This window comes from Bradyrhizobium sp. CB1015, assembly GCF_025200925.1.
In the GTDB taxonomy this organism is placed as follows: Bacteria; Pseudomonadota; Alphaproteobacteria; order Rhizobiales; family Xanthobacteraceae; genus Bradyrhizobium.
The window spans coordinates 272,168-296,061 of the sequence record NZ_CP104174.1 but is presented as its reverse complement, the minus strand read 5'-3'; the positions used below and the strand labels follow the sequence as shown (position 1 = coordinate 296,061).

General features: G+C 64.4%; 24 protein-coding genes, 1 tRNA gene and 2 pseudogenes. 10 read left to right on the top strand and 17 right to left on the bottom strand.

Features of this window, described 5'->3' with window-relative positions:
* Positions 1-122 precede the first annotated feature (122 nt).
* The 9 genes from lptC (at position 123) to N2604_RS01365 (ending at position 8,571) form a co-directional block, all read left to right on the top strand.
* Positions 123-854 carry an LPS export ABC transporter periplasmic protein LptC gene (gene lptC / locus N2604_RS01405; RefSeq protein ID WP_260373486.1) on the top strand — a complete coding sequence of 244 codons (732 nt, stop codon included), beginning with the start codon at positions 123-125 and terminating at the stop codon, positions 852-854.
* Positions 855-859: 5 nt separating this feature from the next.
* Positions 860-1,570, top strand: a complete 711-nt coding sequence (locus N2604_RS01400; protein WP_260373485.1) for an LptA/OstA family protein — start codon at positions 860-862, stop codon at positions 1,568-1,570.
* A 236-nt stretch (positions 1,571-1,806) separates the two neighbouring features.
* A complete protein-coding gene (gene lptB / locus N2604_RS01395) occupies positions 1,807-2,811 on the top strand; it encodes an LPS export ABC transporter ATP-binding protein (protein WP_260373484.1) in 1,005 nt (334 codons plus the stop codon).
* An 89-nt stretch (positions 2,812-2,900) separates the two neighbouring features.
* On the top strand, positions 2,901-4,523 hold the full coding sequence (rpoN, locus tag N2604_RS01390) for an RNA polymerase factor sigma-54 (RefSeq protein ID WP_260373483.1): 1,623 nt from the start codon (positions 2,901-2,903) through the stop codon (positions 4,521-4,523).
* Between the two features lie 81 nt (positions 4,524-4,604).
* Entirely contained in the window at positions 4,605-5,210 is a 606-nt protein-coding gene (hpf, locus tag N2604_RS01385) for a ribosome hibernation-promoting factor, HPF/YfiA family (RefSeq protein WP_260373482.1), read from the top strand.
* Between the two features lie 230 nt (positions 5,211-5,440).
* A complete protein-coding gene (ptsN, locus tag N2604_RS01380) occupies positions 5,441-5,902 on the top strand; it encodes a PTS IIA-like nitrogen regulatory protein PtsN (RefSeq protein WP_008141251.1) in 462 nt (153 codons plus the stop codon).
* 200 nt (positions 5,903-6,102) lie between these two features.
* The gene (locus N2604_RS01375) at positions 6,103-6,252 is read left to right on the top strand and encodes a hypothetical protein (protein WP_260373481.1); all 150 of its coding nucleotides are present in this window, start codon (positions 6,103-6,105) and stop codon (positions 6,250-6,252) included.
* The gene (locus N2604_RS01370; RefSeq protein ID WP_260373480.1) at positions 6,249-7,538 is read left to right on the top strand and encodes an O-antigen ligase family protein; all 1,290 of its coding nucleotides are present in this window, start codon (positions 6,249-6,251) and stop codon (positions 7,536-7,538) included. The genes N2604_RS01375 and N2604_RS01370 overlap by 4 nt, the downstream gene beginning before the upstream one ends.
* 13 nt (positions 7,539-7,551) lie before the next feature.
* The gene (locus N2604_RS01365) at positions 7,552-8,571 is read left to right on the top strand and encodes a glycoside hydrolase family 5 protein (RefSeq protein WP_260373479.1); all 1,020 of its coding nucleotides are present in this window, start codon (positions 7,552-7,554) and stop codon (positions 8,569-8,571) included.
* A gap of 231 nt (positions 8,572-8,802) precedes the next feature.
* Here N2604_RS01365 and N2604_RS01360 read toward each other — a convergent pair whose 3' ends face one another.
* From N2604_RS01360 to N2604_RS01295, 14 genes and pseudogenes are all read right to left on the bottom strand, one after another.
* A complete protein-coding gene (locus N2604_RS01360) occupies positions 8,803-9,735 on the bottom strand; it encodes a xanthine dehydrogenase family protein subunit M (protein WP_260373478.1) in 933 nt (310 codons plus the stop codon).
* Positions 9,732-12,419 carry a molybdopterin-dependent oxidoreductase gene (locus N2604_RS01355; protein WP_260373477.1) on the bottom strand — a complete coding sequence of 896 codons (2,688 nt, stop codon included), beginning with the start codon at positions 12,417-12,419 and terminating at the stop codon, positions 9,732-9,734. The genes N2604_RS01360 and N2604_RS01355 overlap by 4 nt, the downstream gene beginning before the upstream one ends.
* Positions 12,416-13,057 (bottom strand): TetR/AcrR family transcriptional regulator, encoded by a 642-nt coding sequence (locus tag N2604_RS01350; protein ID WP_260373476.1) that lies wholly within the window; start codon positions 13,055-13,057, stop codon positions 12,416-12,418. Before N2604_RS01350 ends, N2604_RS01355 begins: the two co-directional genes overlap by 4 nt.
* 446 nt (positions 13,058-13,503) lie before the next feature.
* A pseudogene (locus N2604_RS01345) lies at positions 13,504-13,608 on the bottom strand (DUF1150 family protein); the annotation flags it as partial.
* A 39-nt stretch (positions 13,609-13,647) separates the two neighbouring features.
* Positions 13,648-14,142: a type II toxin-antitoxin system VapC family toxin gene (locus N2604_RS01340; RefSeq protein ID WP_260373475.1), complete on the bottom strand. Its 495-nt coding sequence runs from the start codon at positions 14,140-14,142 to the stop codon at positions 13,648-13,650.
* On the bottom strand, positions 14,139-14,432 hold the full coding sequence (locus N2604_RS01335) for a type II toxin-antitoxin system Phd/YefM family antitoxin (protein ID WP_260373474.1): 294 nt from the start codon (positions 14,430-14,432) through the stop codon (positions 14,139-14,141). The genes N2604_RS01340 and N2604_RS01335 overlap by 4 nt, the downstream gene beginning before the upstream one ends.
* A 124-nt stretch (positions 14,433-14,556) precedes the next feature.
* Positions 14,557-14,829 carry a DUF1150 domain-containing protein gene (locus N2604_RS01330; protein ID WP_018645064.1) on the bottom strand — a complete coding sequence of 91 codons (273 nt, stop codon included), beginning with the start codon at positions 14,827-14,829 and terminating at the stop codon, positions 14,557-14,559.
* A 50-nt stretch (positions 14,830-14,879) separates the two neighbouring features.
* Positions 14,880-15,305: an Hsp20 family protein gene (locus N2604_RS01325; RefSeq protein ID WP_024338612.1), complete on the bottom strand. Its 426-nt coding sequence runs from the start codon at positions 15,303-15,305 to the stop codon at positions 14,880-14,882.
* Positions 15,306-15,685: 380 nt separating this feature from the next.
* Positions 15,686-16,774 (bottom strand): sn-glycerol-3-phosphate import ATP-binding protein UgpC, encoded by a 1,089-nt coding sequence (locus tag N2604_RS01320; RefSeq protein ID WP_260373473.1) that lies wholly within the window; start codon positions 16,772-16,774, stop codon positions 15,686-15,688.
* Between the two features lie 109 nt (positions 16,775-16,883).
* Entirely contained in the window at positions 16,884-17,732 is an 849-nt protein-coding gene (ugpE, locus tag N2604_RS01315; RefSeq protein WP_260373472.1) for a sn-glycerol-3-phosphate ABC transporter permease UgpE, read from the bottom strand.
* Positions 17,732-18,613, bottom strand: coding sequence for a sn-glycerol-3-phosphate ABC transporter permease UgpA (gene ugpA / locus N2604_RS01310; protein ID WP_260373471.1), 882 nt, complete (start codon positions 18,611-18,613; stop codon positions 17,732-17,734). Before ugpA ends, ugpE begins: the two co-directional genes overlap by 1 nt.
* A 47-nt stretch (positions 18,614-18,660) precedes the next feature.
* Positions 18,661-19,977 (bottom strand): sn-glycerol-3-phosphate ABC transporter substrate-binding protein UgpB, encoded by a 1,317-nt coding sequence (gene ugpB, locus N2604_RS01305; protein ID WP_260373470.1) that lies wholly within the window; start codon positions 19,975-19,977, stop codon positions 18,661-18,663.
* Between the two features lie 415 nt (positions 19,978-20,392).
* Positions 20,393-21,598, bottom strand: coding sequence for a CaiB/BaiF CoA-transferase family protein (locus tag N2604_RS01300; protein ID WP_260373469.1), 1,206 nt, complete (start codon positions 21,596-21,598; stop codon positions 20,393-20,395).
* Positions 21,599-21,770: 172 nt separating this feature from the next.
* The gene (locus N2604_RS01295) at positions 21,771-22,196 is read right to left on the bottom strand and encodes an organic hydroperoxide resistance protein (RefSeq protein WP_260373468.1); all 426 of its coding nucleotides are present in this window, start codon (positions 22,194-22,196) and stop codon (positions 21,771-21,773) included.
* A 155-nt stretch (positions 22,197-22,351) separates the two neighbouring features.
* Between N2604_RS01295 and N2604_RS01290 the strand changes: the two genes are divergently transcribed.
* On the top strand, positions 22,352-22,810 hold the full coding sequence (locus N2604_RS01290; RefSeq protein WP_260373467.1) for a MarR family winged helix-turn-helix transcriptional regulator: 459 nt from the start codon (positions 22,352-22,354) through the stop codon (positions 22,808-22,810).
* Positions 22,811-22,823: 13 nt separating this feature from the next.
* Here N2604_RS01290 and N2604_RS01285 read toward each other — a convergent pair.
* The 3 genes and pseudogenes from N2604_RS01285 to N2604_RS01275 form a co-directional block, all read right to left on the bottom strand.
* Positions 22,824-23,043, bottom strand: a pseudogene (locus tag N2604_RS01285) (GIY-YIG nuclease family protein).
* Between the two features lie 220 nt (positions 23,044-23,263).
* Positions 23,264-23,339 (bottom strand) — tRNA-Ala (locus N2604_RS01280).
* 96 nt (positions 23,340-23,435) lie between these two features.
* Entirely contained in the window at positions 23,436-23,843 is a 408-nt protein-coding gene (locus N2604_RS01275) for a TIGR02300 family protein (protein ID WP_260373466.1), read from the bottom strand.
* Between the last annotated feature and the right edge of the window lie 51 nt (positions 23,844-23,894).

The window sequence follows — 23,894 nt, the reverse complement described above, 5'->3', positions numbered from 1 at the left end:
TCGGACACTTTCGTAACGGCCTGTCGCCGGCTGCATATTCGGGCGGCGCCGGATAGAATGGGGTGCCCGCTCGACCGGAGAAGGCGAGCTTCTCGTCAGGAGCCAGGCAAGTAGGAACCCAGGTGAATTCGGCCCAGAACCCCGCCTACGACGCCGCGCTCGCGGCGAAGTTCGCCAGCGCGGCGCGCCACAGCCGCCTGGTGCGGATTCTGCGCATCGCCGTGCCGGGTGCGGTGCTGCTGTCCATGGCCGCCATCGTCGGCGTCTCGATCTTCAATCCGTTCCGCATGCTGATGCCGAAGCTGCCGCTCGACTCCGGACATCTGGTGGTGTCGGGCACCAGGATCACGATGGAATCGCCGCACCTCGCCGGTTACACGCCGGACCAGCGGCCCTATGAGCTCTGGGCCAAGACCGCGACGCAGGACATCACCGACCCCGACCATGTCGATCTGTCGGATTTGCGCGCGAAGGTGCTGATGGAGGATCAATCGACCCTGTTCCTCGACGCCCGCACCGGCCGCTTCGACAACAAGCAGCAGCAGCTCGATCTGCGCAAGGATATCTTGCTGCGCACCTCGACCGGCTATGAGGCGCGGCTGAACTCGGCCTTCGTCGACATGGGCAAGGGCACGGTCTCCTCGGACGAGCGCGTCGACGTCAAGCTGACCAACGGCACGCTGAGCGCGGATCGCCTGCGAATTACCGAAGGCGGTGACGTCATCCGCTTCGAAGGCAACGTGGTGATGCATCTGGACAAGCTGGACGAGCCCGCCGCAACTCAGCCTCCACCACCCGAGCCCGCGCCGACGAAGACGCGCGCGCCTCAGAACAAGTCTGCCAATTCGAAGTGATTTTCATGATGACCTGTTTTCCGCGCGATGCCGTTGTCAGCAAGGCCGCGCTCGCAATCGGCCTCGCACTGCTCGCCACGGGTGCGGCCCTTGCGCAGAGCACGATGCAGGGCGTGCCCAATGCGATGCAGGGCTTCTCGCAGAACCGCGATCAGCCGATCCAGATCGAAGCCGCCTCGCTCGAGATGCGCGACAAGAAGAAGGAGGCGACCTTCGCCGGCAATGTGAAGGTCGTGCAGGGCGACACCACCATGACCTCGAAGACGCTGGTGGTGTTCTATGAATCCGGCGGCGGCGACAAGCCCGCCACGCCGCAGCCTGCAGCGAAGGGCGCGAAATCGGCGCCCATGCAGTCGGCGCAGCCGGGGCCGGGCGGCAGCTCCTCGATCAAGCGGCTCGAGGCGCGCGGCAATGTCGTGGTCACCCAGAAGGACCAGGTGGTGACGGGCGACACCGCGGTGTTCGACACCAAGACCAACCTCATCACCATGCTCGGCGGCTCGGGCCAGGTGGTCCTGACGCAGTGCAAGAACGTGATGCGTGGTGACCGGCTGACGGTCGACATGACGACCGGCGTGTCCCGCGTGGAATCCGATACCGGCCGGGTTCAGGTCCTGCTGCCGCAGGGAGGCAAGGACGATTGCGGTCCCGGCGGCACGGGGAAGCCGGGCACCTCCCCTTCGCTGCCGCAGCCCGGCGCAACTAAACAAAAGTGAATTCAACAACTTGTATCGGGTGCTCCCGATCCGAGGTTGAAGCTTGGCGAGCGAGCCTGTATCTAGCGCGCAGGGCTTTCGAAGCGGGGTCCGCCGCTTTTCGGGCGTGTTTCACTGGGCATGAGACATCCCTTCACCCATGCTGCGTCAGCGAATCGGTCAGGCTGGCGCGGCAGATCGCGCGGATTTCGCGCAAGACGACGCGCCAGACGATCGCGAAAGGCTAGAAGGCGGGGATGGTCGATCTCTTCAGCATGTTCCGTCGGCGCCCCGCCAAGCGCGGCCGGCCAGGATTTGCGCGTCAGGACATCACCGCGCTCGGTGACAGCGTCGGCGGCCTCGTGCCCAGTCCGATCAGGGACGCGCCGCCGATTGCCCGCGACCAGCCGCGCTCCCCCGACCAATTCCAGGGTGACTACCAGGCCGATTATCAGACCGAGCCGCGTCCGCAGGCGGTCCATCCCGTCCGGACTGCCGCCAGGTCCAACGGTGCCGGCGGGCCGCAGCTGTTGAAGCGGCCCGGCTTCCTGGCTGTGCATAGCGTGGAAAAAGCCTTCGGCAGCCGCCAGGTGGTGCGCGGCGTCAGCATCTATGTGCGCCGCGGTGAAGCCGTCGGCCTGCTCGGCCCGAACGGCGCCGGCAAGACCACCGTGTTCTACATGATCACCGGCCTGATCAAGGCCGATCGCGGCGCGATCGAGCTCGACGGCCACGACGTCACCAAGCTCCCGATGTATCAGCGCGCGCGGCTCGGCATCGGCTATCTGCCGCAGGAGGCCTCGATCTTCCGCGGTCTCACTGTCGAGCAGAACATCCGCGCCGTGCTCGAAGTGGTCGAGCCCTCGCGCAAGAAGCGCGAGCAGCAGCTCGATTCGCTGCTCGACGAGTTCAACATCACGCGCCTCAGGAAATCACCGTCGATTGCGCTGTCCGGCGGCGAGCGCCGCCGCGTCGAGATCGCGCGCGCGCTGGCAACACGGCCGAACTACATGCTGCTCGACGAGCCCTTCGCCGGCATCGATCCGATCGCGGTGGGCGACATCCAGGATCTCGTCCGCCATCTCACCAATCGCGGCATCGGCGTGCTGATCACCGACCACAATGTCCGCGAGACGCTCGGCCTCACCGACCGTGCCTATATCGTCTATGCCGGGGAAATCTTGACGGAGGGAACCCCGGATGAGATCGTCGCTGATCCGGACGTGCGCCGCCTTTACCTTGGCGAGGAATTCCGCCTCTAGCCCGTTTTTGCGTTTCGTCAAGACGTGTACATCGGGCTCGGACTAGGATAAGCAAAAATCGGACCATTTTTGGGAACGGTTCTTGCTTCATGGCGCTTACGCAGAGATTAGAGTTCCGGCAATCGCAGTCGCTGGTCATGACGCCGCAGCTGATGCAGGCGATCAAGCTGCTGCAATTGTCCAATCTCGATCTCACGACCTTCGTGGAAGAGGAGCTCGAGCGAAACCCCCTGCTGGAGCGGGCCAGTGACGAGGGCCCCGCGGAAGCCCCGGCCGAGGCCGGCAGTTACGGCGATTCCGAGGGTGGTCAGGGCGAGGCTCAGGGCGAGGACGGCTTCGGCGGCAGCGCGGAAGGCTTCGAGCCGGGCCAGGAAGAATGGATGAGCAAGGATCTCGGCACCCGGGCCGAGATCGAGCAGACCCTGGACACCGGCCTCGACAACGTCTTCTCCGAGGAGCCGGCCGAGGCTGCGGCGCGCAACGCCCAGGATGCCGCGCCGACCACCTATACCGAATGGGGCGGCGGCGCCTCCGGTGACGAAGACTACAATCTCGAAGCTTTTGTCGCGGCCGAGACAACGTTGTCGGACCATCTCGCCGAGCAGCTCTCGGTCGCCTTCACCGCGCCCGCGCAGCGCATGATCGGCCAGTACCTGATCGACCTCGTCGACGAGGCCGGCTATCTGCCGCCCGATCTCGGCCAGGCCGCCGAGCGTCTTGGCGCATCGCAGGCCGAGGTCGAACACGTCCTCGCGGTGCTGCAAAAATTCGACCCGCCCGGCGTCTGCGCGCGCTCTCTTAGCGAGTGTCTGGCGATCCAGCTGCGCGAGCTCGACCGCTACGACCCCGCAATGCAGGCGCTGGTCGAGCATCTCGATCTGCTCGCCAAGCGCGACATCGCGGCACTGCGCAAGATCTGCGGCGTCGACGATGAGGACATCGCCGACATGATCGGCGAGATCCGCCGCCTCAATCCCAAGCCGGGCATGAAGTTCGGCTCGGCGCGCCTGCAGACCATGGTGCCCGATGTCTATGTTCGTCCGGGTCCCGACGGCGGTTGGCATGTCGAGCTCAACAGCGACACCTTGCCGCGCGTGCTGGTCAACCAGACCTATTATTCCGAGCTGTCGAAGAAGATCGGCAAGGACGGCGACAAGTCCTATTTCACCGACGCGCTGCAGAACGCGACCTGGCTCGTGCGCGCGCTCGACCAGCGCGCCCGCACCATCCTGAAAGTGGCGACCGAGATCGTGCGCCAGCAGGACGGGTTCTTCACCCACGGCGTCGCGCATTTGCGGCCGCTCAATCTGAAGGCCGTCGCCGACGCCATCCAGATGCATGAATCCACGGTGTCGCGCGTCACCGCCAACAAATACATGGCGACCAACCGCGGCACGTTCGAGTTGAAATATTTCTTCACGGCCTCGATCGCCTCGGCCGATGGCGGCGAGGCGCATTCGGCGGAAGCGGTGCGTCACCACATCAAGCAGCTGATCGATTCGGAGGAGCCCTCCGCGATCCTGTCGGACGACACCATCGTGGAACGCTTGCGCGCCTCGGGCATTGATATTGCCCGCCGCACGGTCGCGAAATACCGCGAAGCCATGCGCATACCCTCCTCGGTGCAACGCCGCCGCGACAAGCAGAGTGCTCTTGGTAACGTCCTCTCTACCGCCTTGTCCGATCGCTCCCGCAATCCCGAACCGGCCTGATTGCGCTGGCGCCAAATCGCGCTACTCTCGATGCCCCATCGAGACCGATCCAAGCTGGGCACCAACCAAGCGAGGCATCACATGACTCTCAGAATCTCGGGAAAGAGCATCAGCGTCGGCGAGGCCCTGCGCGGCCGCGTTGCCGACCGCACCGACGAGGTGCTGCGCAAATATTTCGACGGCAATTATTCCGGCCACATCACGCTGAGCAAGGACGGCTTCGGCTTTCGCACCGATTGCGCGCTGCATCTCGATTCGGGAATCACGCTGGAGGCCGATTCGAACGCACCGGATGCCTATGCCAGCGCCGACCAGGCGCTGCTGATGATCGAGAAGCGGCTGCGGCGCTACAAGAACCGGCTCAAGGACCGCTCCGCGCGCAAGGCCCATGCCGCCTCCGAGGCGATGGCCGCGCTCGACGCCACCAGCTATGTGCTGGAAGCGCCCGGAGAGGGCGAGGAGGAAGTCGCCGGCTACAGCCCCGTCATCATCGCGGAGCAAACCACGTCTCTGAAGCGGCTCTCGGTCAGCGAAGCGGTCATGGAACTCGACCTCAGCGGGGCACCCTGCCTGGTGTTCCAGCATGGCTCGTCCGGCCGGGTGAACATCATTTACCGCAGGGCGGACGGCAATGTGGGCTGGATCGACCCGCCGGGAGCGAAGGTGGACGGCCAGGCCGGCGGCTAGGCCCGTGGGTCGGCACCCGTACCATCCCGGCCCTTAACAATGACGGGGGCAAAGCCGCACGCGGGAGTTGGCACCGGGATTGCGTTGGAGTAGAAGCCCCCCACATCTGGACTTGGCAGGACTTGGGGCTAAGTCCGCCTCCTGCTTCATGTTATTGACGCCGGCCGAGCTTGGTCTATCAAGCTGGCCAAATCGGAACCTGACGGTTTAATTCACCTCGGAAAGCTTCCATGCCGATTACCGATCTGGTCGCACCCGAGGCGATTCTCCCGGCATTGAAAGTCAACAGCAAGAAGCAGGCCTTGCAGGAGCTCGCGGCCAAGGCCGCCGAGCTGACCGGGCAGAACGAGCGCTCGGTGTTCGAGGTGCTGCTGCAGCGGGAGAAGCTCGGCACCACCGCGGTCGGCTATGGCGTCGCCATTCCGCACGGCAAGCTGCCCAAGTTGGAGAAGATCTTCGGCCTGTTCGCGCGGCTCGATCGTCCGATCGATTTCGAGGCGATGGACGGCCAGCCGGTCGATCTCGTCTTCCTGCTGCTCGCCCCCGAGGGCGCCGGTGCCGATCACCTCAAGGCGCTCGCCCGCATCGCCCGCCTGCTGCGCGACCAGGACATCGCCAAGAAGCTCCGCGCCTCGCGCGATGCGCAGGCGATCTATTCCGTGCTGGCGCTGCCGCCGGCAACGGCGGCGTAACCCTCCGTCCTTCTCGCCGGTCAAGGGCCCGATCGTGTCTGGCACCTGATTGTGAGGGCAGTGTCCCGTCTGCCACCTTGATCTCAAAGGTAGAAGGTACGAAAATCTTCCCGCTTGAGACGCACGGCACATTGGGCGGCGCCAACATCCGCTGAGAGCCGTTCGAAGCTGTGGACTGAGCGGCCGTGACTGGGAATGGAATGACGCCGATGCGCCTCGCGGCCGTGGCGGGAGAACGGCCCTGGCAATCAGGCCTGGACCGGCCGGTGCCCGCGGCAGGCGCGCGTGCGAAGGCGCTCGTGATGCGCGGTGAGGAAAGCTTCGCCGTGCTTCAGGCGGTCAGCTCATGACCAGCCTGCACACCGACGATTCCGAGGAGGACGAACGCGCGATCTGGACAGCGCCCGGCGTCGGCGTGGAAAAGCTGGCCAGAAACGTGATGCGCGGCTCGATCACCGTCAATGTGATCGCGTCGATGGGTGTCCTCCACCCCGCGCTGCTTCCCGCAGAATGGAGCTTTGTGCAACAGGCCGTTGCGCTCTTGATGTGGGTCATCTTGATCTACGCCAGTGCCTTCGTGCGTCCCTGCGTGCGCGTGCAGCCCAATCCCGATCTCATCGCGCTGGTCGCATTCTATGCTCTCGCCGCTGTTTCCGTGCTCTGGACCAGCCTCGCCACTGCAGCGATCATGAAGAGCGCGGCCCTCGTGGCGACGACCTTCGGTGCGTACTGCCTCATCACGCGGATCGACATCGACGAGATCGTCGGATCGACGGCGCTGGGACTCTTCATCTTGGTCGCCGCCTCGGCCTTGTGTGCGGTCTTCGTGCCCGAGATCGGCGTCGATCAGAGCTGGATGCACAGCGGCCAGTGGCAAGGGATCTACGAATCGAAGCAGACGCTCGGCTTCATCAGCGCCTATCTGATGTTCTTTGCCTGCTATCAGAAGATGTCGGGCCAGGGCTGGATTGTTTTCCTCCTGACGTTTCTCCTGACATCGACATGCGTCATCGCCTCGGAATCCCGTGGTGCCGGCGCCGTCGCGATTGCCGCCGGCGCACTGCTCGTGACCTCGATGTGGTCGATTCGCTGCATGAGGATCTACGCGGTGCTGCCGGTCATCATGTGCATCCTGGCTGCGCTGCTGATGCTGTATTTCTACGTCACCGGGTACGATTCCATCCATCTCGGCGAAGAGACCATCAATTTGACCGAGCGAACGTTCATCTGGCAGTACGCCATCAGCCATTTCAACGATGCGCCGCTGCTGGGCTTCGGCATCAACGGATTCTGGACGCGCCCTGCGATTTACGACTATTTCAACCAGAACCATGGCTGGGTGCTCGACAATTACCATAGCGGCTACATCGCGGTGGCGATGGAGACGGGTTTCCTGGGATACGTGCTGTTCGTCGCGAGCGTCTATCTGTTCTCGGAAAAGGTCCTGTACTTGATCGCCAGCCGGTCGATCGACCGTCGCCACTGCGCTCTCGTGATCGGATTTGTCGTCCTCAGCTTTCAATCGAATTTCACCGAGACGATGTTCCTGCGCTCCACGATGTTCACCTCGGTGCTGCTCGTCGCATTCTTCTTCGCAGTGTGCCGGCCGGTGCCGCAACAAGGCTCTCAGCAATGATGGAGCAGGCAGGATGAACACCGTCTGCGCCCGCTGGGCGGTAACTCTCGGTCTCGCCTTGGCGCTATCGGTGCTTGCGATCTGCTCCCCGGCGGAGGCAGCCGGACAGGCCAAATCCGCTCCCCCAAGATTGGGGCGCGGCATCAACATCCTCGGCTACGACGGCATCTGGGAGGGAGGCCGCAACGCGCCATTTCGTCTGGACAACCTCACCGCGATCAGGCGCGCCGGGTTCTCGCACGTTCGCATCAATTTCTTCGGCTTCAAGTTCATGAACCCGGAGAATTCGCTGGATGAAGTCGTCTTGAGGCGGCTCGATGCCGTCATCGAGGCGGTGCTCGCCCGAAATCTCATCCCCATCCTGGACGAGCACGACACCCATGTCTGTCAGCGCGACGTCTCCGAGTGCGCCGAGAAGCTGAAAGCATTCTGGACGCAAATCGCCGCGCGCTATGCCGGAAAATATCCGAGGCTTGTCTTCGAGGTGCTCAATGAGCCGGGCGGGCAGATGACGTCCGCCGCCTGGAACGCCCTGCTGAACGAGTGTCTCGGCATCATCCGCGCCACCAATCCTCGGCGGACGGTGATCGCTGCGGTTCTCAACGTGGATGAGATGCCGGTCGAAGACCTGGTCCTGCCGTCGGACGACCGAAACCTCATCGTCACGTTTCACTATTACGCGCCGATCCGTTTCACCCATCAGGGCGCACCGTGGTCGCAGACGTTCTCGCAAATCGGCCCGCTTGATTGGGGCACGCCGGAGGACGAGCAGAAGGCGCGCGCCGATTTCGAGAAGGTCAGGTCCTGGTCAGAAAGGGAACAGCGCCCGATCTATCTCGGCGAGTTCGGCGTGTACGAGGCCGCTCCCGCCGAAGCACGAACGAGATATCTGTCGTTCGTGGCGCGAAGCGCGGAGCGGCTCGGCTGGGCCTGGGCCTACTGGCAGTTCGATCACGATTTCGCGGCCTTCGACAGCGCGCGCCAAAGCTGGAAGCCGGAGATCCTGCGTGCGCTGATTCCGGCGGTGCGGTGAGGCGGGACACGTTCGCGAGTTCCGTGGCTTCCTGGGTCCCGGCTGTGCGCTGCAACGCCAAGAGCGTTGCAGCGCGTCCGGGACATGGGAGTTGAGCACGCTGCAGCATCGCACTCCGTCATTGCGAGCGCAGCGAAGCAATCCAGACTCCCTCCGCGGAAGCAGCCTGGATTGCTTCGTCGCAAGTGCTCCTCGCAATGACGGGGCGGAAAAACGTCGCGCAAATACCAGCTAGCCCGAAAGCCGCTCCAGCACGTCGCGCACCAGCCCTTGCAGAAGATCGAGCTTGTAGGCCGTCATCGGCAATGGCTTGGCGCCCGAGCTCGCCGCTTTCGCCGCCTCTGCGATCGATGCCGCATTGGCAATCTTGCCGCTGAGCTGGACTTCCACGGCGGTGAGGCGAAGCGGCACGGGCGCGACGCCGCCTGCAGCGAGACGCACGAAGTGAAACTTGCCGCCGGCGATCACAACGCGGGCGCAGAGTTCCACCAGCGGCCATTCTGCATAGGTCCGGCTGATCGCCCGCTTGTAGGACGCGCGCTCGCCTTGAAGCGGAGCAGGAAGCGCAATGCTCATGATCATCTCGCCTGCTGCGAGTGTATGATCGGCGTGCGAGACCGAGCCGTCGCCGAGCAGGCCGGCAATCGTCAATCCGCTGCGCCGGTCCGTGGTGATGGTCGCATCATAGGCGAGCAGAGCCGCCGCCATGGTCGAGGGATGCGGCGCGACGCAGTCGCCGAGATCGAAGGCAACACCATAGAGATGATTGCCTGACCGGGCAGGGCAGGTGCTGCCGCCTTTCTTCAGGCAATCGATGTCGGCCCTGCGGAAATACCAGCAGCGCGAACGCTGCGCGAGATTGCCGCCGAGCGTCGCGACGTGGCGCACCTGAGGCGTGGCGAGCCCTTGCGCGCTCGCCGCAAGACCGGGATAGGCAGCGGCGATGCGCGGGTCGGTCGCGATCGTGGCGATGGTGGTCAGCGTGCCGATCCGGGCGGCTCCATCGGCGCCCCAGGTGATCGTCTTGTCGCCGCTGGCCGAGATATCGATCAGCATTCCCTGCGACACCCCGCTGCGCCGGCGTTCGCTGAAGTCGGTGCCTCCGGCGCGGAATTCAGGCGCGGGCTCGGCAGCGGGCGTGGCGGTCATGACGGCGACACTCATGCTGCATCCCTCCCTTTCAGCGCGGCCACAAGACGATCGGGCCGGAACGGAATTTCCGTCAGTCTCACGCCGATCGCATCGCGGATGGCGTTGGCGATCGCGGGCGAGGTCGGCACGGTGGCGACTTCGCCAATGCCGACGCTGCCGCCCGGCACATGCTCGAAGCCGGCTTCGTCGAAATGCACGTCCAGTTTCGGCATGTCGGCCATCCCCGGAATGCGGTAATCCTCCATGCTGCCGCTCAGGATGTGGCCGCTCGAAGGATCGGTCTCCCGCGTCTCATAGAGTGCGTAGCCGATGCCCTGGATCACCGCGCCCGCGGCCTGGCTTCGCGCCAGCGCCGGTGCGGCGAGCTTGCCGACCGCGAGGCCCGTATAGGCGTTGAGCACGCGCACATGGCCGAGCCAGGTATCGACCTCGACTTCCATCACCTGCACCGAGCTCGGCACGCCGGCGCCGACCACCATGTGGTTCATCAGACGCAGCACCCAACCGAACACCCGGCCCATGATGCCCGCCTCGTGCAGCGCTGGCCTGACGCCGGGCGGCGGCTTGCCGTCCTCCTGGCGTTTCGCCGACACGGCGATGTCAGGAGAAGCCGCGATCATCTCGCGCCACGGCGCGTTCGAGCCCGGAGCAGGTGTGCGAGACGCGGTGCGCTTGATCTCCGCTTTCAGCTTGTCGATGGCGAGCAAGGTCGGCGGCACCACCGAGGCGGTGACGCGGCTGCCGCCGGAGCCCGGTCCGGGCGGCAGGTTGGAGCGGCCGATGCGAACGTCCACATCCTGCGGCTCGAGATCGAACGCCTTCGCGACGGTGTTCGCGATCACGCTGCGCGTGCCCGTGCCGATATCCTGGACCGCGCAGCTTGCGACGATGCGGCCGCCCTTGATCGCGAGTTCGACCGAGGAGCCGGTCTGCCAGAGATAGAGCCAGTAGCCGGTGGCGACGCCGACGCCGCGCCGGTAGCGGCCGGTCTGCGAGGCGGCCGGCTTGCGGCTCTTCCAGACGTCGAGGCCGGCAGCCCATTCGTACAATCGCTGGCGGTTGGGATCGGGGTCCCAGAGCTTGCGCAGCTGAATCGGATCGACCTTCATGCGCAGCGCCGCTTCGTCGACCGCCTGTTCCAGCGCAAACGACATCGGCGGACCGCCGGGGCCGCGGAACGGCGCGCCGGGCGGCAAATTGCTGAGCACGTCGAAGTCGACGAGCTCTTTTGCTTCGGCCGGATAGATCAGCCGCGCGAGGCCCGCGATCAGCGAATTCACGGCGGCGCCGGTATCGGCGTGGGCGGTGAGCGACAGAGCCTTGAGGCGGCCTTCCGCCGAAGGCAGCAAGGACAGCTTCAGCTCGGCGGCCGGACGATAGCCGGCGACGGAAAGCTCCTCTTCACGATCGAAGGCGACACGCACCGGCGCCTTCGCGGCGCGCGCTAGCTCGATTGCGGCGATGGTCTCCAGCCCAACGCTGCCCTTGGAGCCGAACCCGCCGCCGACATGATCGGCGATCACGCGCACCTTGTCGTGCGGAAGGCCATAACGCTTGGCGATCTTCTCCATGCTCTCGTGAATGGCCTGGGTCGAGATGTGCACAATGAGCTGATCGCCGTCGAACCTGGCCACGGCGGCATGTGGTTCGAGGCTTGCGTGCTGTTGCGTCGAGACGCGGAAGGTTTCCTCGACCAGCAGCGGATTGCGTTGCCGGCGCGCCTCGTCAAGCCAGCTCTTGGCCTTTTTGGCTTTCTGCGAGAACGGCGCCGAAGGCCCGCGCACATTGCCCTTCCACGATACCGGAGCGCCGCCCGCGCCCTCGGACACGTTGCCGGCACGCTTGCGGTCCTTCTTTTCGAACACGACTGGCGCATCGTCGCGTCGCGCTGCATCGAGCCCGATCACCGCGGGCAAAGGCTCGGGCTTGAAGCTGATCGCGGCAATCGCCTTCAGTGCGGTGCGGCGATCCTTGGCCGCGACTGCTGCAATCGGCGCGCCGACGAAGCGGACCATGTTGTCATCGTCGAGCAGCGGAACGACCGCGGCAACACCGGCAATGGCCCGCGCCGGTGCCAGATCAAGCCCGGTGATCCTCGCATGCGCGACGTGCGCGCGCAGGATGACGCCTTCGAGCTGGCCGTCATGGTGGATGTCGACTGTGTAGCGGGCCAGTCCCGTCACCTTGTCGCGGGCTTCCAGCCGCGGCGCGATGGGATCGTTGCCGTCGAAGCGGCCTGAACAAGCCTCCGCCACCGCGCGAAAAATGCCTTCATAGGCGCCGCAGCGGCAGAGATGTCCTGAGAGTGCGGCGGCGATCTCCTCGCGCGAGGGTGTCGCCGCGCCCCTGGTCGCGCGCCAGCCGTCATGGAAGGCGGTGGCTTCGACGACGAAGCCGGGCGTGCAGAAGCCGCATTGCAGGGCGTCGTGCGCCATGAACGCCTTCTGCACCGGATGCAATCCGGCTGCTCCGACCCCCTCGATGGTCGTCAGCGATTTGTCGGCGGCCGCCTGCGCCGGCAACAGGCAGCTCACGACAGGCGTGCCGTCGAGCAGCACGGTGCAGGCGCCGCAGACGCCGGAGCCGCAGACGAGTTTGGTGCCGGTGAGGCCGTCATCGCGGATCACGTCGATCAAGAGCGCATCCGGATCGTCGGGTAGCACCAGAGGCCGTCCATTGATGGTCGTGGTGGTCATTTTCGAACTCCCGTTTTGCGGTGGGATTTCTTTGCGGACGGCGCCATCGCGCCGGCGATCAGCATGCGCAGCATGGTCTCGAGCTGTTTCAGGAACGCCTCGACCGGCTGCATGGCAGGGAAAGCGGATTTGGTGCCGTGGATCGCCATCTCGACGCAGCGCGCGAGCTCGCGCACGCTGACGCCGCTTTCGAGGTTAAGCTTTCGCTTGCGGCACACCCGCGCGATCGTGGCTGCGATCTCGTCGGCGAAACGATTGGAATAGCTCTGGTAGAGGTCGCGCGCCTGCGCGAGGTGCTCGGAAAACAGCTCCTCGGTATGGGGCGAGTCCTTGAGCGAGGCGAGCAGCGACTGCATCCGCGCGCCGATCTCGGCGAGCAGAATGTCGGCAAGCTCGAGGCCCGCTTCTTCCGCCGCCTTCGCTGCCGCGATCTCGGCAGCGAGCCCCTGCTCGTAGATCCGCTCGAGCACGGCGCGAAACAGCGCCTCCTTGGAGGCGAAGTGATGATAGAGCGCCTGCCGCGTCAGTCCGGCTTCCTCCGCCGCCTGCTCGATCGAGGAGCGGCGGAAGCCGTGGCGCCGGAACACGCGCAAGGCGGCGTCGAGGATCCGGTCCTGGGGAGGGGCCTTGGCCTGCATTTTGTCAGATTTGACAAATACGCAGGAACTGTCAAATCACGGGTTGATGAGGTCTCGTGCGCGCAAGAGCCAAGGCCGCCCCCGCACGCGGGCGTGGACATCGCATATGGTGCTTTGCGCGAGCTGAGCGCGCGCCTCGTCCTTCGAGACGCCCGCCTCCGGCGGGCCCTCAGGATGAGGCTAAGCGGCATCGGTGCTCGTTGGAACCAGCGCAACGCACTCGGTCCTCATCCTGAGGGCCCGCCAACGGCGGGCGTCTCGAAGGATGGCCACAGGCGATATCGCTCCCATATGCGATTGCCCTGACCGCACGCGGGCAGGGACATCGCCGAATTCCCGTTGGCTGGCGATGGCGACGCGAAAACATCACCGCTCAAATGAAAACGGGCACGCCTTCGCGTGAAGGCATGCCCGTTTGAAACCCTATTCGTGCGACGCGCGTGCGCTCAGTGCACGCTCACCGCTTGCAGCTCGTTGCTCCAGGCGTTGGCGACCGCAGCTTCCCGGCTGTCGGTCAGCATGATCGGCGTGCCGTCGGCGGCGTGGAGTGACGCTGCCGCCTGCTCCCAGGCCTAAAGTCGCCACTTCCGCTATAGCTTGGCGATCGCATCTAACCACACGGGTGGCCGCACGAGCGTCTCCTTGCCGTGACGGTAGAACCTGTGCGTCCACGGATCGAACACCGGGACGCGCGCTTCGGCGAACTCGTCGACGTCGCGTGTAACCACAACCAGATCCTGAAGGGCGGCGATCGCAGCGATGAACAGGTCTGGTTGGCTGAACGTATGGCGGCGCTTGCGGCCTTCAACAATCATCGTTTTCCATCGCACGATGACGTCTTCGGTGATGGCAAGGACCCGACCCGCGAAGAGCGGTCGAAGGATGTTACCCAGCCACGATTGGAGATCGGCGCGCCTGGCCGGGTCGGAGAGTTGTTCGATGCCATAGACGATTTCGGCGAACGTGACCTCCGTTATGTAGAGATCATCGCCTGCTTGGTTGGCGACAAAATTCGCGCAGTCAGAGTTAGGCTTGGGCCTGCGTAGCTCTGAAACCACGTTGGTATCGAGCAGCCATCCTCTCAAAGCTCGACATCCCGAACCTTGGACTTGACCGACAGGCGCTCGAATTCCAGGTCGTCCAACGGAGACTTGGCAAGGGCGGCAACGATGTCGCGGCCACTGACGGGCCGCTGGAGGCGATCAAACTCCTCTGCCGCGATGACAACCGCGGCGTCCTTTCCGTGCAGCGTCACGCGCTGTGGGCCGGAGCGTTGGGCCTCTCTGACAATCTGGCTCAGATGCGTCTTCGCATCCTGAAGACTCCATCGCCCGGACCGGGAGCCCTTCTTGGAAGAGGGACGTCTTGCCGTCATGTTGCTCTTTCTGGTCAGATCAACCAGAATTTAGAGTATCCGAATTCGACGTCAAAGTAAAACGGGCACGCCTTCGCGTGAAGGCATGCCCGTTTGAAACCCTATTCGTGCGACGCGCGTGCGCTTAGTGCACGCTCACCGCTTGCAGCTCGTTGCTCCAGGCGTTGGCGACCGCAGCTTCCCGGCTGTCGGTCAGCATGATCGGTGTGCCGTCGGCGGCATGGAGCGCGAACAGCTTGAGGCCCGGCGCGATCTTGGGCGCCTCGGGGAACAGGTCCGGCACGTCCTCGGAGCGGATCTGCTTCACATAGGCGATATGGCCTTCGCCCAGGGTTGCCAGCGTCTCCGGAGAGACGTTCTTGGCTTCGTATTCGAACGCAACGTGACCTTCACTCATGGTCTCGACTCCTCTGGAACACTAAGCGGTCGAGTCCGCTACTCGTTCCATTATTCGTGCTCATTGATAGCGATTGTCTTAACGATCCGCTCCGGTTCTGGCCGGGCCAGATCGATCGACAACAGCCCGTTCTTCAGATCCGCGCCCAGCACCAGCATCCCCTCCGCCAGCACGAAGGTGCGCTGGAAGTGGCGCGCGGCGATGCCGCGATGGATGTATTGCCGGGTCTTGTCGTCCTGCTGCCGCCCGCGGATCACGAGCTGGTTTTCCTCAATGGTTACATCGAGTTGGTCGCGCGTAAATCCGGCGACCGCCAGCGTGATGCGCAAACGCTCGGGCTGGCCGTCCGTGCGGTCACACCTCTCGATATTGTAGGGAGGATAACCGTCGGCGCCTTTGACGACGCGGTCGAGCACGCGCTCGATCTCGTCGAAGCCCAGCAGGAAGGGACTGGAGAGCGTTGGAACACGAGACATAGTTTACAAAGTCCTCGCAGAAGCGACTTTGGTGTGTCGGGGCCCGTACTGGCACCCCTTGAGCAGCAATATGGGCATGTTCCCCTGTGGGTTCAAGGACGTAGCGGGGAGCCCTGTGGACGGGCCGATTCCACCTTCGATAGGCTCACATAGCCTCAGCTGCGTCATGGCCGGGCTCGTCCCGGCCATCCACGTCCTTGCTCGCGGCACTGAGAACGTGGATGCCCGGGCCTTCGCCGCGCCGAAGCGGCGGCGTCGGCCGCGCAGGCGGGACAAGCCCGGGCATGACGAATTCGCGAGAAAATTCTCCAACAAAAACAACCCCCCTTCTACTGTGCATGGGGTTGTTTCGCACTTGATCGAGCGCCTCCCGGAACCCGTCAGGCTTCGATCCGCTTCCGCCCGTCGCCGCTGAACAGATGGAGCTTGGCCCGCACCGCCGCGACACGGATTCTCGCGCCGATGGCGGGGGCCTGGGTTCCAGGAATGCGGACGATGACCTCGCCGGGCGGCAGCTCGCCGGGTGTGGCGGCGACGCGCTGGTCCTCTTGCTCCCGCGAGCCGTAGACGAAGGTTTCGGCGCCGACCCGCTCGATCGCCTCCACGGTGAGCGGCAAGGCGACGCCGCCGGCCGGAACTTCGTCAGTGATTACAAAATCCTCCGGGCGGATGCCGAGGATGCCGGCATCGGCAGCAGTGCTGCCGGCGAGCTGCGACCGGATCTCCTCGGGCCGCGTCGACATCAGGTTCATCGGCGGCGCGCCGATGAAGGAGGCGACGAAGGTCGTGGCCGGCTTTTCGTAGATCGCCAGGGGATTGCCGACCTGCTCGACCTGGCCGCCGTTCATCACCACGAGGATGTCGGCGAGCGTCATCGCCTCGAGCTGGTCATGCGTGACGTAGATCGACGTGGTGTTGAGCCGGCGCTGCAACTTGCGGATCTCGACCCGCATCGCGATGCGCAGCTTGGCGTCGAGGTTCGACAGCGGCTCGTCGAACAGGAACACCTTCGGCTGGCGCACGATGGCGCGGCCCATAGCGACGCGCTGGCGCTGGCCGCCGGAGAGCTGGCGCGGCTTGCGCTCCAGCATGGCGGAGAGCTCGAGCACGCGCGCGGCTTCCTCGACGCGGGTCTTGATCTCGGCCTCGGCCATGCCGCGGTTGCGCAGGCCATAGGCCATGTTGTTGTAGACGCTCATATGCGGATAGAGCGCGTAGTTCTGGAACACCATCGCGATATCGCGATCGGCGGGCTCGATTCCGTTGACGATTCGGCCGCCGATGTCGATCTCGCCGCCGGTGACCGTCTCCAGCCCCGCGACCATGCGCAGCAGCGTGGACTTGCCGCAGCCGCTTGGTCCGACCAGCACGCAGAACTGTCCGTCGCCAACATCGACGTCGACGCCCTTGATGGCCTCGAAGCCGCCGGGATAGGTCTTGCGGACGCTGCGCAGGGTGACGTTAGCCATGGGTTGCACCGGCGAATGGCGAATACGGAGTAGCGAATGGGGAACAGCGGCACAGGAAGCCGCTCACTGGTTTTTCCACTCGCCATTCGCTACTCACTATTCGCCCCTCTCACTTTTCCGTCTCGACCAGGCCGCGCACGAACAATTTCTGCATGGCGACGACGACGAACACAGGCGGCAGCATGGCCAGCACGGCGGTTGCCATCACGAGCGGCCATTCGGTCAGCGCGTCGCTGGTGGTGATCATCTTGCGGATGCCGATCTGGATGGTCTGCATGTCGTCGCGCGTCGTGATCAACAGCGGCCAGAGATATTGATTCCAGCCGAGGATGAACAGGATCACGAACAGCGCCGCCATGTTGGTGCGCGACAGCGGCAGCAGCGTATCCCAGAAGAAGCGGAAGGGGCCGGCGCCGTCGATGCGCGAGGCCTCCAGCAATTCGTCCGGCACGGTCATGAAGAACTGGCGGAACAGCAGCGTCGCGGTGGCCGATGCGATCAGCGGCAGCGACAGGCCGGCATAGCTGTCCAGCATGTGCAGGTCGGCAACGATCTTGTAGGTCGGATAGATGCGGACCTCGACCGGCAGCATCAACGTGATGAAGATAAGCCAGAAGATCGGCATCCGGAACGGAAAGCGGAAATACACGATCGCATAGGCCGAGATGATCGAGATCGCGATCTTTCCGACCGCGATCAGCAGCGCCGTTATCAGCGAGTTCAGCATCATGTTGCCGACCGGCTCGCGGGTCGAGCCGCTCGTGCCGACGAAGATGGTCTGGTAGTAGGTCTCGAAGAAGTGGCCGCCGGGCAGCAGCGACATCTGCCCGTTCGCGATCACCGCGTTGTCCTGGGTCGAGGCGACGATCGCGATGTAGACCGGGAAGGCGACGATCGCGATTCCGATCCACAGGATGATATGCGCGACGTAGCGCCTGATGCCCTCTTGCTCGACCATCAGTAGGTCACCTTGCGTTCGACGAAGCGGAACTGGATGCCCGTCAGCACGATCACCATGATCATCAGGATCACCGACTGCGCCGCCGAGCTGCCGAGATTGCCGCCGAGCAGGCCGTCGGAATAGACCTTGTAGACCAGCGTCTCGGTCGACTTGCCGGGACCGCCGCGGGTCATGGTGTCGATGATGCCGAACGTGTCGAAGAAGGCGTAGACGATGTTGACGACCAGGAGGAAGAAGATGGTCGGCGACAGCAGCGGAAAGGTCACGGTCCAGAACCTGCGCATCGGGCGCGCGCCGTCGATCGCGGCGGCCTCGAGCACGCTCCTGGGGATGCTCTGCAGGCCGGCGAGGAAGAACAGGAAGTTGTAGGAGATCTGCTTCCAGGCGGCGGCAAGGATGATCAGCGATGCGGCCTGGTCGCCGTCGAGCAGCGGATTCCAGTCGATGCCCAGCGCCCGCAGGTAGCGCGAGAGCACGCCGAGCGAGGGATGCAGCATGAAGATCCAGAGCACGCCGACGACCGGCGGCGCCACCGCATAGGGCCAGATCAGCAGCGTGCGGTAGAGCATCGAGCCGCGCAGCGGCTTGTCCGCCATCACGGCGAGCAGCAGCGCGAACGACAGCGACGACACCGCGATCGCGAACGAGAAGAAGAAGGTGCGCAGGATCGCCTCGAAATAGGCGCGCTCCCTGAACAGCTCGAGATAATTGTCGAACCAGACGAAGCTGGTCGACAGGCCGAAGGCGTCCTGGAGCAGGAAGGACTGGATCACCGCCTGCAGGGCCGGCCAGTAGAAGAAAATCAGGACGATCGCGAGCTGCGGCGCAACCAGCGCGTAGGGCAACAGCTTCGACTGGAAAATGGCTTGCTTTTGCATGATGCCCCAGAAGCGGCAGGCCGGCTGACCGGCCTGCCGCTGTCGCCTTACTTCACGGCGGTCTTTTCGAACTGGCGCAGCATGGTGTTGCCGCGCTCGACGGCCGCGTCCAGCGCCTGCTTGGCGGTCTTCTTGCCGGCCAGCGCCTGCTCGATCTCCTCGGCCCAGACGTCACGGAGCTGCACCATGTTGCCGAGGCGCAGGCCGCGCGAGTTCTCGGTCGGCTCCTTGTTGGTCAGCTCGAGCAGCGGCGTCTCGAGATAGGGCTGGTCCTTGTAAAAGCCCTCGGCCTTGGCCTTCTCATAGGCCGCCTTGGTGATCGGCAGATAGCCGGAGGCCTTGTGGATGTAGACCTGGCGATCGGTATCCGAGAGGAAGGTGAGGAATTTTGCGACGCCCTTGTAATCGTCCGCCGGCTTGCCGCCCATCACCCAGAGCGAAGCGCCGCCGATGATCGAGTTCTGCGGCGCGCCCTTGGCGTCCGGATAATAGGGCATCGGCACCGCGGTGAAGGCGAACTTGGCCTGCGCCTTGACGTTGCCGAAGAACGCCGAGGAGGTCAGGTAGAGCGGGCATTCGCCCGACGTGAAGCGGCCTTCGCCGGTGTTGGTGCGGCCGGCATAATCGTAGGTCTTGTCCTTCTGGAGCTCGACCAGGTTCTCAAGATGCTTGACCTGGAGCGGTCCGTTGAAGGACAGAACGGTGTCGAAGCCGTCGAGACCGTTGGCCTTGCTGGCGAGCGGCACGTTGTGCCAGGCGGAGAGCTGCTCGAGATTGACCCAGGTGACCCAGGAATTGGAGAAGCCGCAGGTAGCGTGGCCGGCCGCCTTCAGCTTCTTGGCAGCATCGAACACTTCAGGCCAGGTCTTCGGGATCTCGACATTGGCCTTCTTCAGCTCGTCGAGGTTGACCCACATCACGGTCGATGACGAGTTGAAGGGGAAGGACAGCATCTCGCCCTTCGAGGTCGAGTAGTAGCCGGTGATCGCGGGCAGATAGGCCTTCGGATCGAACTTCTCGCCGGTCTCGGCCATCAGCTTGTAGACCGGCTTCACGGCGCCGGTGGCGGCCATCATGGTGGCGGTGCCGACCTCGAACACCTGCATGATGTGCGGCGCGTTGCCGGCGCGGAACGCGGCGATGCCGGCGTTCATCGTATCGGCGTAGTTGCCCTTGTAGGTCGGGATCACCTTGTAGTCGCTCTGCGTGGCGTTGAAGTCGTTGGCAAGCTTGACGATGACGTCGTTGTTGGCGCCGGTCATCGCGTGCCACCACTGGATTTCGGTCGCGGCGAGTGCCGGCGAGGCGCCGAGACCAGCCGTGAGCGCGACAGCAGCAGCCGCGCCAAAATGTCGAAGAGCCATCAAGAAAACCTCCCTTGCCCGTCACTAAGAAGCGCTTGCGCTAGCAGCGCCATATGACGTTCACATGACTGTGTAAGCGGGAGAAACGAAAGCAGCAAGCGCTGCCAAATGGGAAGTCGTCAAATAGGCGAAGACGGAGCAGTCAGCCAACTCCGTTCGCGCTGCACATGCGTGCGCGCGCCGCAGTGCGGCATTGGTTGATGTGAAGTTGGCGATTAGCCGCGGGCTCGAAAACCTCTCCCGCCTGCGGGAGAGGTCGGCGCGTCCGGGCGATGCGAAGCATCGTCCCTCGCGCCGGGTGAGGGCTCTTTCCTCTTGGGGATTGTCCCGGTGCGGAGACACCCTGTCCCCGACCCTCCCCCGCAAGCGGGGGAGGGAGCGCACCTGCGCTGTCGCTTGACTACGTCCGATGATTTCAGCGTTTCCGCTCGGGACCGCAGACCGTGCCTTTTTCGACCATCGCGTCGATCTCGACCTTGGAGTAGCCGAACTCGCCCAGCACCTCCGCGGCATGCTGGCTGAATTTCGGCGGCACGCGGCGCAGGCTGGGCTTGCTGCGATCGAGCCGGATCGGCGAGGCGACGCCCTTATACCAGTCCTTCTCGATGATATCGCCACGCGCGATCGTGTGCGGATTGGTCAGCGCCTGGTCGATCTTCTGCACCGGCCCCGCGGGCAGGCCCGCCGCGAGCAGGCGGTTGCACAGCGGCTCGGCCTCGTGCTGGCTGAACACCGCGGCCAGCTCGGCGCGCAGCGCCTCGCGATTGGCGATGCGGTCCTTGTTGCGGGCAAAGCGCGGATCGGTGCCGAGCTCGGGCTTGCCGATCTCCTTCGCCAGCTTGCGGAAGGTGCCGTCATTGCCGACGCCGATGAAGATGTTGTCGGTCTTGGTCGGGAAGATCGCATAAGGCACGAGGTTCGGATGCTCGTTGCCGGTGAGCGAGGGCGGCTTGCCATGCATGAAATAATTCGCGGTGTGCGGGTGCATGATGGCAAGGCCGGTCTCGTACAGCGTCGTCTCCAGGAACTGGCCCTTGCCCGACCGCTGCCGCTCCGACAGCGCCATCAGGATGCCGATCGCCGCATAAAGTCCGGTGGTGATGTCGACCAGCGGCACGCCGATCCGCATCGGCCCGCTCTCGGGCGAGCCGGTCGCCGCGATCATGCCGGTCATGGCCTGGATGATGGCGTCATAGCCCGGATTGCCGCCGCGCGGGCCATCGGCACCGAAGCCGCAGATCCGGCAATGCACGAGGCGCGGAAATTTCTTGCTGAGGACGTCGTTGCCGATGCCCCATTTCTCCAGCGTGCCCGGCTTGAAATTCTCGATCAGGACGTCGGCGGTCTCCAGCATCTTGAGCAGCACGACGCGCCCGCCCTCGGAGGCGAGGTCGAGGCCGATCGAGCGCTTGTTGCGGTTGATGCCGACGAAATAGGCCGCATCCTCCTCGTGGAACGGAGGGCCCCATTCGCGCACCTCGTCGCCCGCGGGCGGCTCGACCTTGATCACGTCGGCGCCATGGTCGGCGAGGATCTGGGTGCAGTAGGGACCGCCGAGCACGCGCGTGAGATCGATGACGCGCAGTCCGCTCATGGCTCCCGTTGCGGCTTCAGAACTCATGCCTTCGCTCCTGTGTCGACGTTCGAGCACAGGCCTAGCGAGGTTTTTTTGCGCCAGCAATGGGCCCTCGCGTGGGGCCGCATGCGCGGCCGCGCTGCCATGCCGCGAGGTGGCAAATTCCCTCGGAAGCGGCCGGCCCGAGCAGGATCCCGGGCCAGCCAATCCGCCGTGATCAGACCACCGTCAGGCGAACGTCGACATTGCCGCGCGTGGCATTGGAGTACGGGCACACCTGGTGCGCCTTGGCGACCAGCGCCTCGGCCTCCGCGCGGGCAAGGCCCGGCAGCGAGACGGCAAGGTCGATGTCGAGGCCGAAGCCGCCTTCCGAGCGCGGGCCGATACCGACGGTCGAGGTAACGGAAGCGTCGGCCGGAACCTTCGGGCCGCCCTGCGAGGCCACGAACTTCATCGCGCCGATGAAGCAGGCGGCATAGCCGGCCGCGAACAGCTGCTCGGGATTGTTGCCGACGCCGCCGCCGCCGCCGAGCTCCTTCGGCGTGGTGAGCTTGACGTCGAGCGCGCCGTCGAGGGTCGCGGCATGGCCGTCGCGGCCGCCGGTGGCCTTGGCGCTGGTCTTGTAGAGGACGTTCACGGACATTTTCGTCTCCTCGGGTCTTTCCAGGTTGGGGTGCGAGCTTTATTGCAGACGATTAGATCGTACACAATCGAATTTCGCGCGCCTCACATTTAATTGTTCGCAATTGAATGTGCCGCCGGCCGGGCCCAGAATGGGAGAAACGCGAAAGATTCTTCATGGCCCGGAAATCAACGGCGGTCGACCCGCTTCGCCTCGACAACCAGATCTGCTTTGCGGTCTATTCCGCCACGCACGCCTTCAACCGCGTCTACAAGCCGCTGCTCGACCGGCTCGGCCTGACCTATCCGCAATATCTGGTCATGCTGGTGCTATGGGAGCGCGACGACGTGCCGGTGAAGGAGATCGGCGAGAGGCTGTTCCTGGACTCAGGCACGCTGACGCCGCTGCTCAAGCGGCTCGAGGCCGCCCATCTCGTCAAGCGCACCCGCTCGCGCGAGGACGAACGTCAGGTCCTGATCGCCCTGACGCCGCAGGGCCATGCGCTGAAGGAGAAGGCGCGCAGCGTGCCGCAATCGATCCTGGCGGCGTCGGACTGCTCGGTGTCCGAGCTGGTCGCGATGAAGGACGAGATCGTCGCGCTGAGGGATCGGCTGAATGCGGTGATCGGGGAGTAGGGGGAAAATGCGATCAGAAGTGCTTCTTCGCGAAAGCGCGCCCCGAGCCTGATTTCAGGTATCGCTCGAACCCGACAGCGCGCGGAGTCATCGAAGGCGAAATAAGTCCGAATTCGCCATGGCCCATATTTCGAGGTGTGCGGTACCTCGCCGGCGTTGTGCTTCACCAAACGGGCTCGCAGGTCGTCCGCAATACCGACGTAGAAGTGCTGGGAATCAAGACTTTCAAGGATATAGACATATTCATCGCGCTACCTCCCTGAAAGGCAGGGTAGCAGCTTCGGCACACGCTCAAGATGTCTCTGTAGCCTGCCGTCGCTTTATGGGCGACCAAGCGAATGTCAGCCCCAGCCCGCCGTCGCCCTTCGGGCTATGGCGCGGTAGCCTTCGCTCACTTCGCTACGAGAGACTTCCCGGGCTTGCCCAGCCGAAGCTCGCGAAGCGAGCGAAGGCTGGTGGAGCCAGGCGGGATCGAACCGCCGACCTCTTGCATGCCATGCAAGCGCTCTCCCAGCTGAGCTATGGCCCCTTAAACCCTAGACGGGATGAACCTGGTCGATCACCCCGGACCGGCGAGCCTTTCCGACTCGCGCGGTGCACCCTTTTTCACAGATCAGGGCTGATCTCAAGTCTCTTCATCACCTCCGACATCACCAATGATGTCGGTCACGTCCTCATCGCCCTCTTCCTCGTCGGCAATGAAGGTCGAATCGTCGTCATCATCGTCGTCGAGGGTCTCGTCGACCTCGATATCGTCCTCCGATTCGGGCACGATGGCCTTCACCTTGCCGGTGTTCTCCTCGGCATCGGCCTCCTCGAGCGAGACCAATTCCTCGGCCTCTGCCGGCTCCGGCGCGTTGTCCTGGGCCATGTTGCGGGCCTCGGCCCCACGAGGGGCGCGCGCAGGAGCGACCGGGGCGATCGGCACCACCTCGCCGGTATAGGGCGAGATCACCGGATTCTTGTTGAGGTCATAGAATTTCTTGCCCGTGGTCGGGCAAATACGTTTGGTTCCGAGTTCGGACTTGGCCACGGCAGGAATCCTGGGAATGTCTGAAAAGCGGTGCTTCACTTGGCTAGTTGG

Bases quoted from the DNA above. Each gene is read 5' to 3' on its own strand.
- N2604_RS01400 (WP_260373485.1), top strand. From the start codon at position 860: ATGATGACCTGTTTTCCGCGCGATGCCGTTGTCAGCAAGGCCGCGCTC.
- lptB (WP_260373484.1), top strand. From the start codon at position 1,807: ATGGTCGATCTCTTCAGCATGTTCCGTCGGCGCCCCGCCAAGCGCGGC.
- rpoN (WP_260373483.1), top strand. From the start codon at position 2,901: ATGGCGCTTACGCAGAGATTAGAGTTCCGGCAATCGCAGTCGCTGGTC.
- hpf (WP_260373482.1), top strand. From the start codon at position 4,605: ATGACTCTCAGAATCTCGGGAAAGAGCATCAGCGTCGGCGAGGCCCTG.
- ptsN (WP_008141251.1), top strand. From the start codon at position 5,441: ATGCCGATTACCGATCTGGTCGCACCCGAGGCGATTCTCCCGGCATTG.
- N2604_RS01375 (WP_260373481.1), top strand. From the start codon at position 6,103: ATGACGCCGATGCGCCTCGCGGCCGTGGCGGGAGAACGGCCCTGGCAA.
- N2604_RS01370 (WP_260373480.1), top strand. From the start codon at position 6,249: ATGACCAGCCTGCACACCGACGATTCCGAGGAGGACGAACGCGCGATC.
- N2604_RS01365 (WP_260373479.1), top strand. From the start codon at position 7,552: ATGAACACCGTCTGCGCCCGCTGGGCGGTAACTCTCGGTCTCGCCTTG.
- N2604_RS01360 (WP_260373478.1), bottom strand. From the start codon at position 9,735: ATGAGTGTCGCCGTCATGACCGCCACGCCCGCTGCCGAGCCCGCGCCT.
- N2604_RS01355 (WP_260373477.1), bottom strand. From the start codon at position 12,419: ATGACCACCACGACCATCAATGGACGGCCTCTGGTGCTACCCGACGAT.
- N2604_RS01350 (WP_260373476.1), bottom strand. From the start codon at position 13,057: ATGCAGGCCAAGGCCCCTCCCCAGGACCGGATCCTCGACGCCGCCTTG.
- N2604_RS01335 (WP_260373474.1), bottom strand. From the start codon at position 14,432: ATGACGGCAAGACGTCCCTCTTCCAAGAAGGGCTCCCGGTCCGGGCGA.
- N2604_RS01330 (WP_018645064.1), bottom strand. From the start codon at position 14,829: ATGAGTGAAGGTCACGTTGCGTTCGAATACGAAGCCAAGAACGTCTCT.
- N2604_RS01325 (WP_024338612.1), bottom strand. From the start codon at position 15,305: ATGTCTCGTGTTCCAACGCTCTCCAGTCCCTTCCTGCTGGGCTTCGAC.
- N2604_RS01320 (WP_260373473.1), bottom strand. From the start codon at position 16,774: ATGGCTAACGTCACCCTGCGCAGCGTCCGCAAGACCTATCCCGGCGGC.
- ugpE (WP_260373472.1), bottom strand. From the start codon at position 17,732: ATGGTCGAGCAAGAGGGCATCAGGCGCTACGTCGCGCATATCATCCTG.
- ugpA (WP_260373471.1), bottom strand. From the start codon at position 18,613: ATGCAAAAGCAAGCCATTTTCCAGTCGAAGCTGTTGCCCTACGCGCTG.
- ugpB (WP_260373470.1), bottom strand. From the start codon at position 19,977: ATGGCTCTTCGACATTTTGGCGCGGCTGCTGCTGTCGCGCTCACGGCT.
- N2604_RS01300 (WP_260373469.1), bottom strand. From the start codon at position 21,598: ATGAGTTCTGAAGCCGCAACGGGAGCCATGAGCGGACTGCGCGTCATC.
- N2604_RS01295 (WP_260373468.1), bottom strand. From the start codon at position 22,196: ATGTCCGTGAACGTCCTCTACAAGACCAGCGCCAAGGCCACCGGCGGC.
- N2604_RS01290 (WP_260373467.1), top strand. From the start codon at position 22,352: ATGGCCCGGAAATCAACGGCGGTCGACCCGCTTCGCCTCGACAACCAG.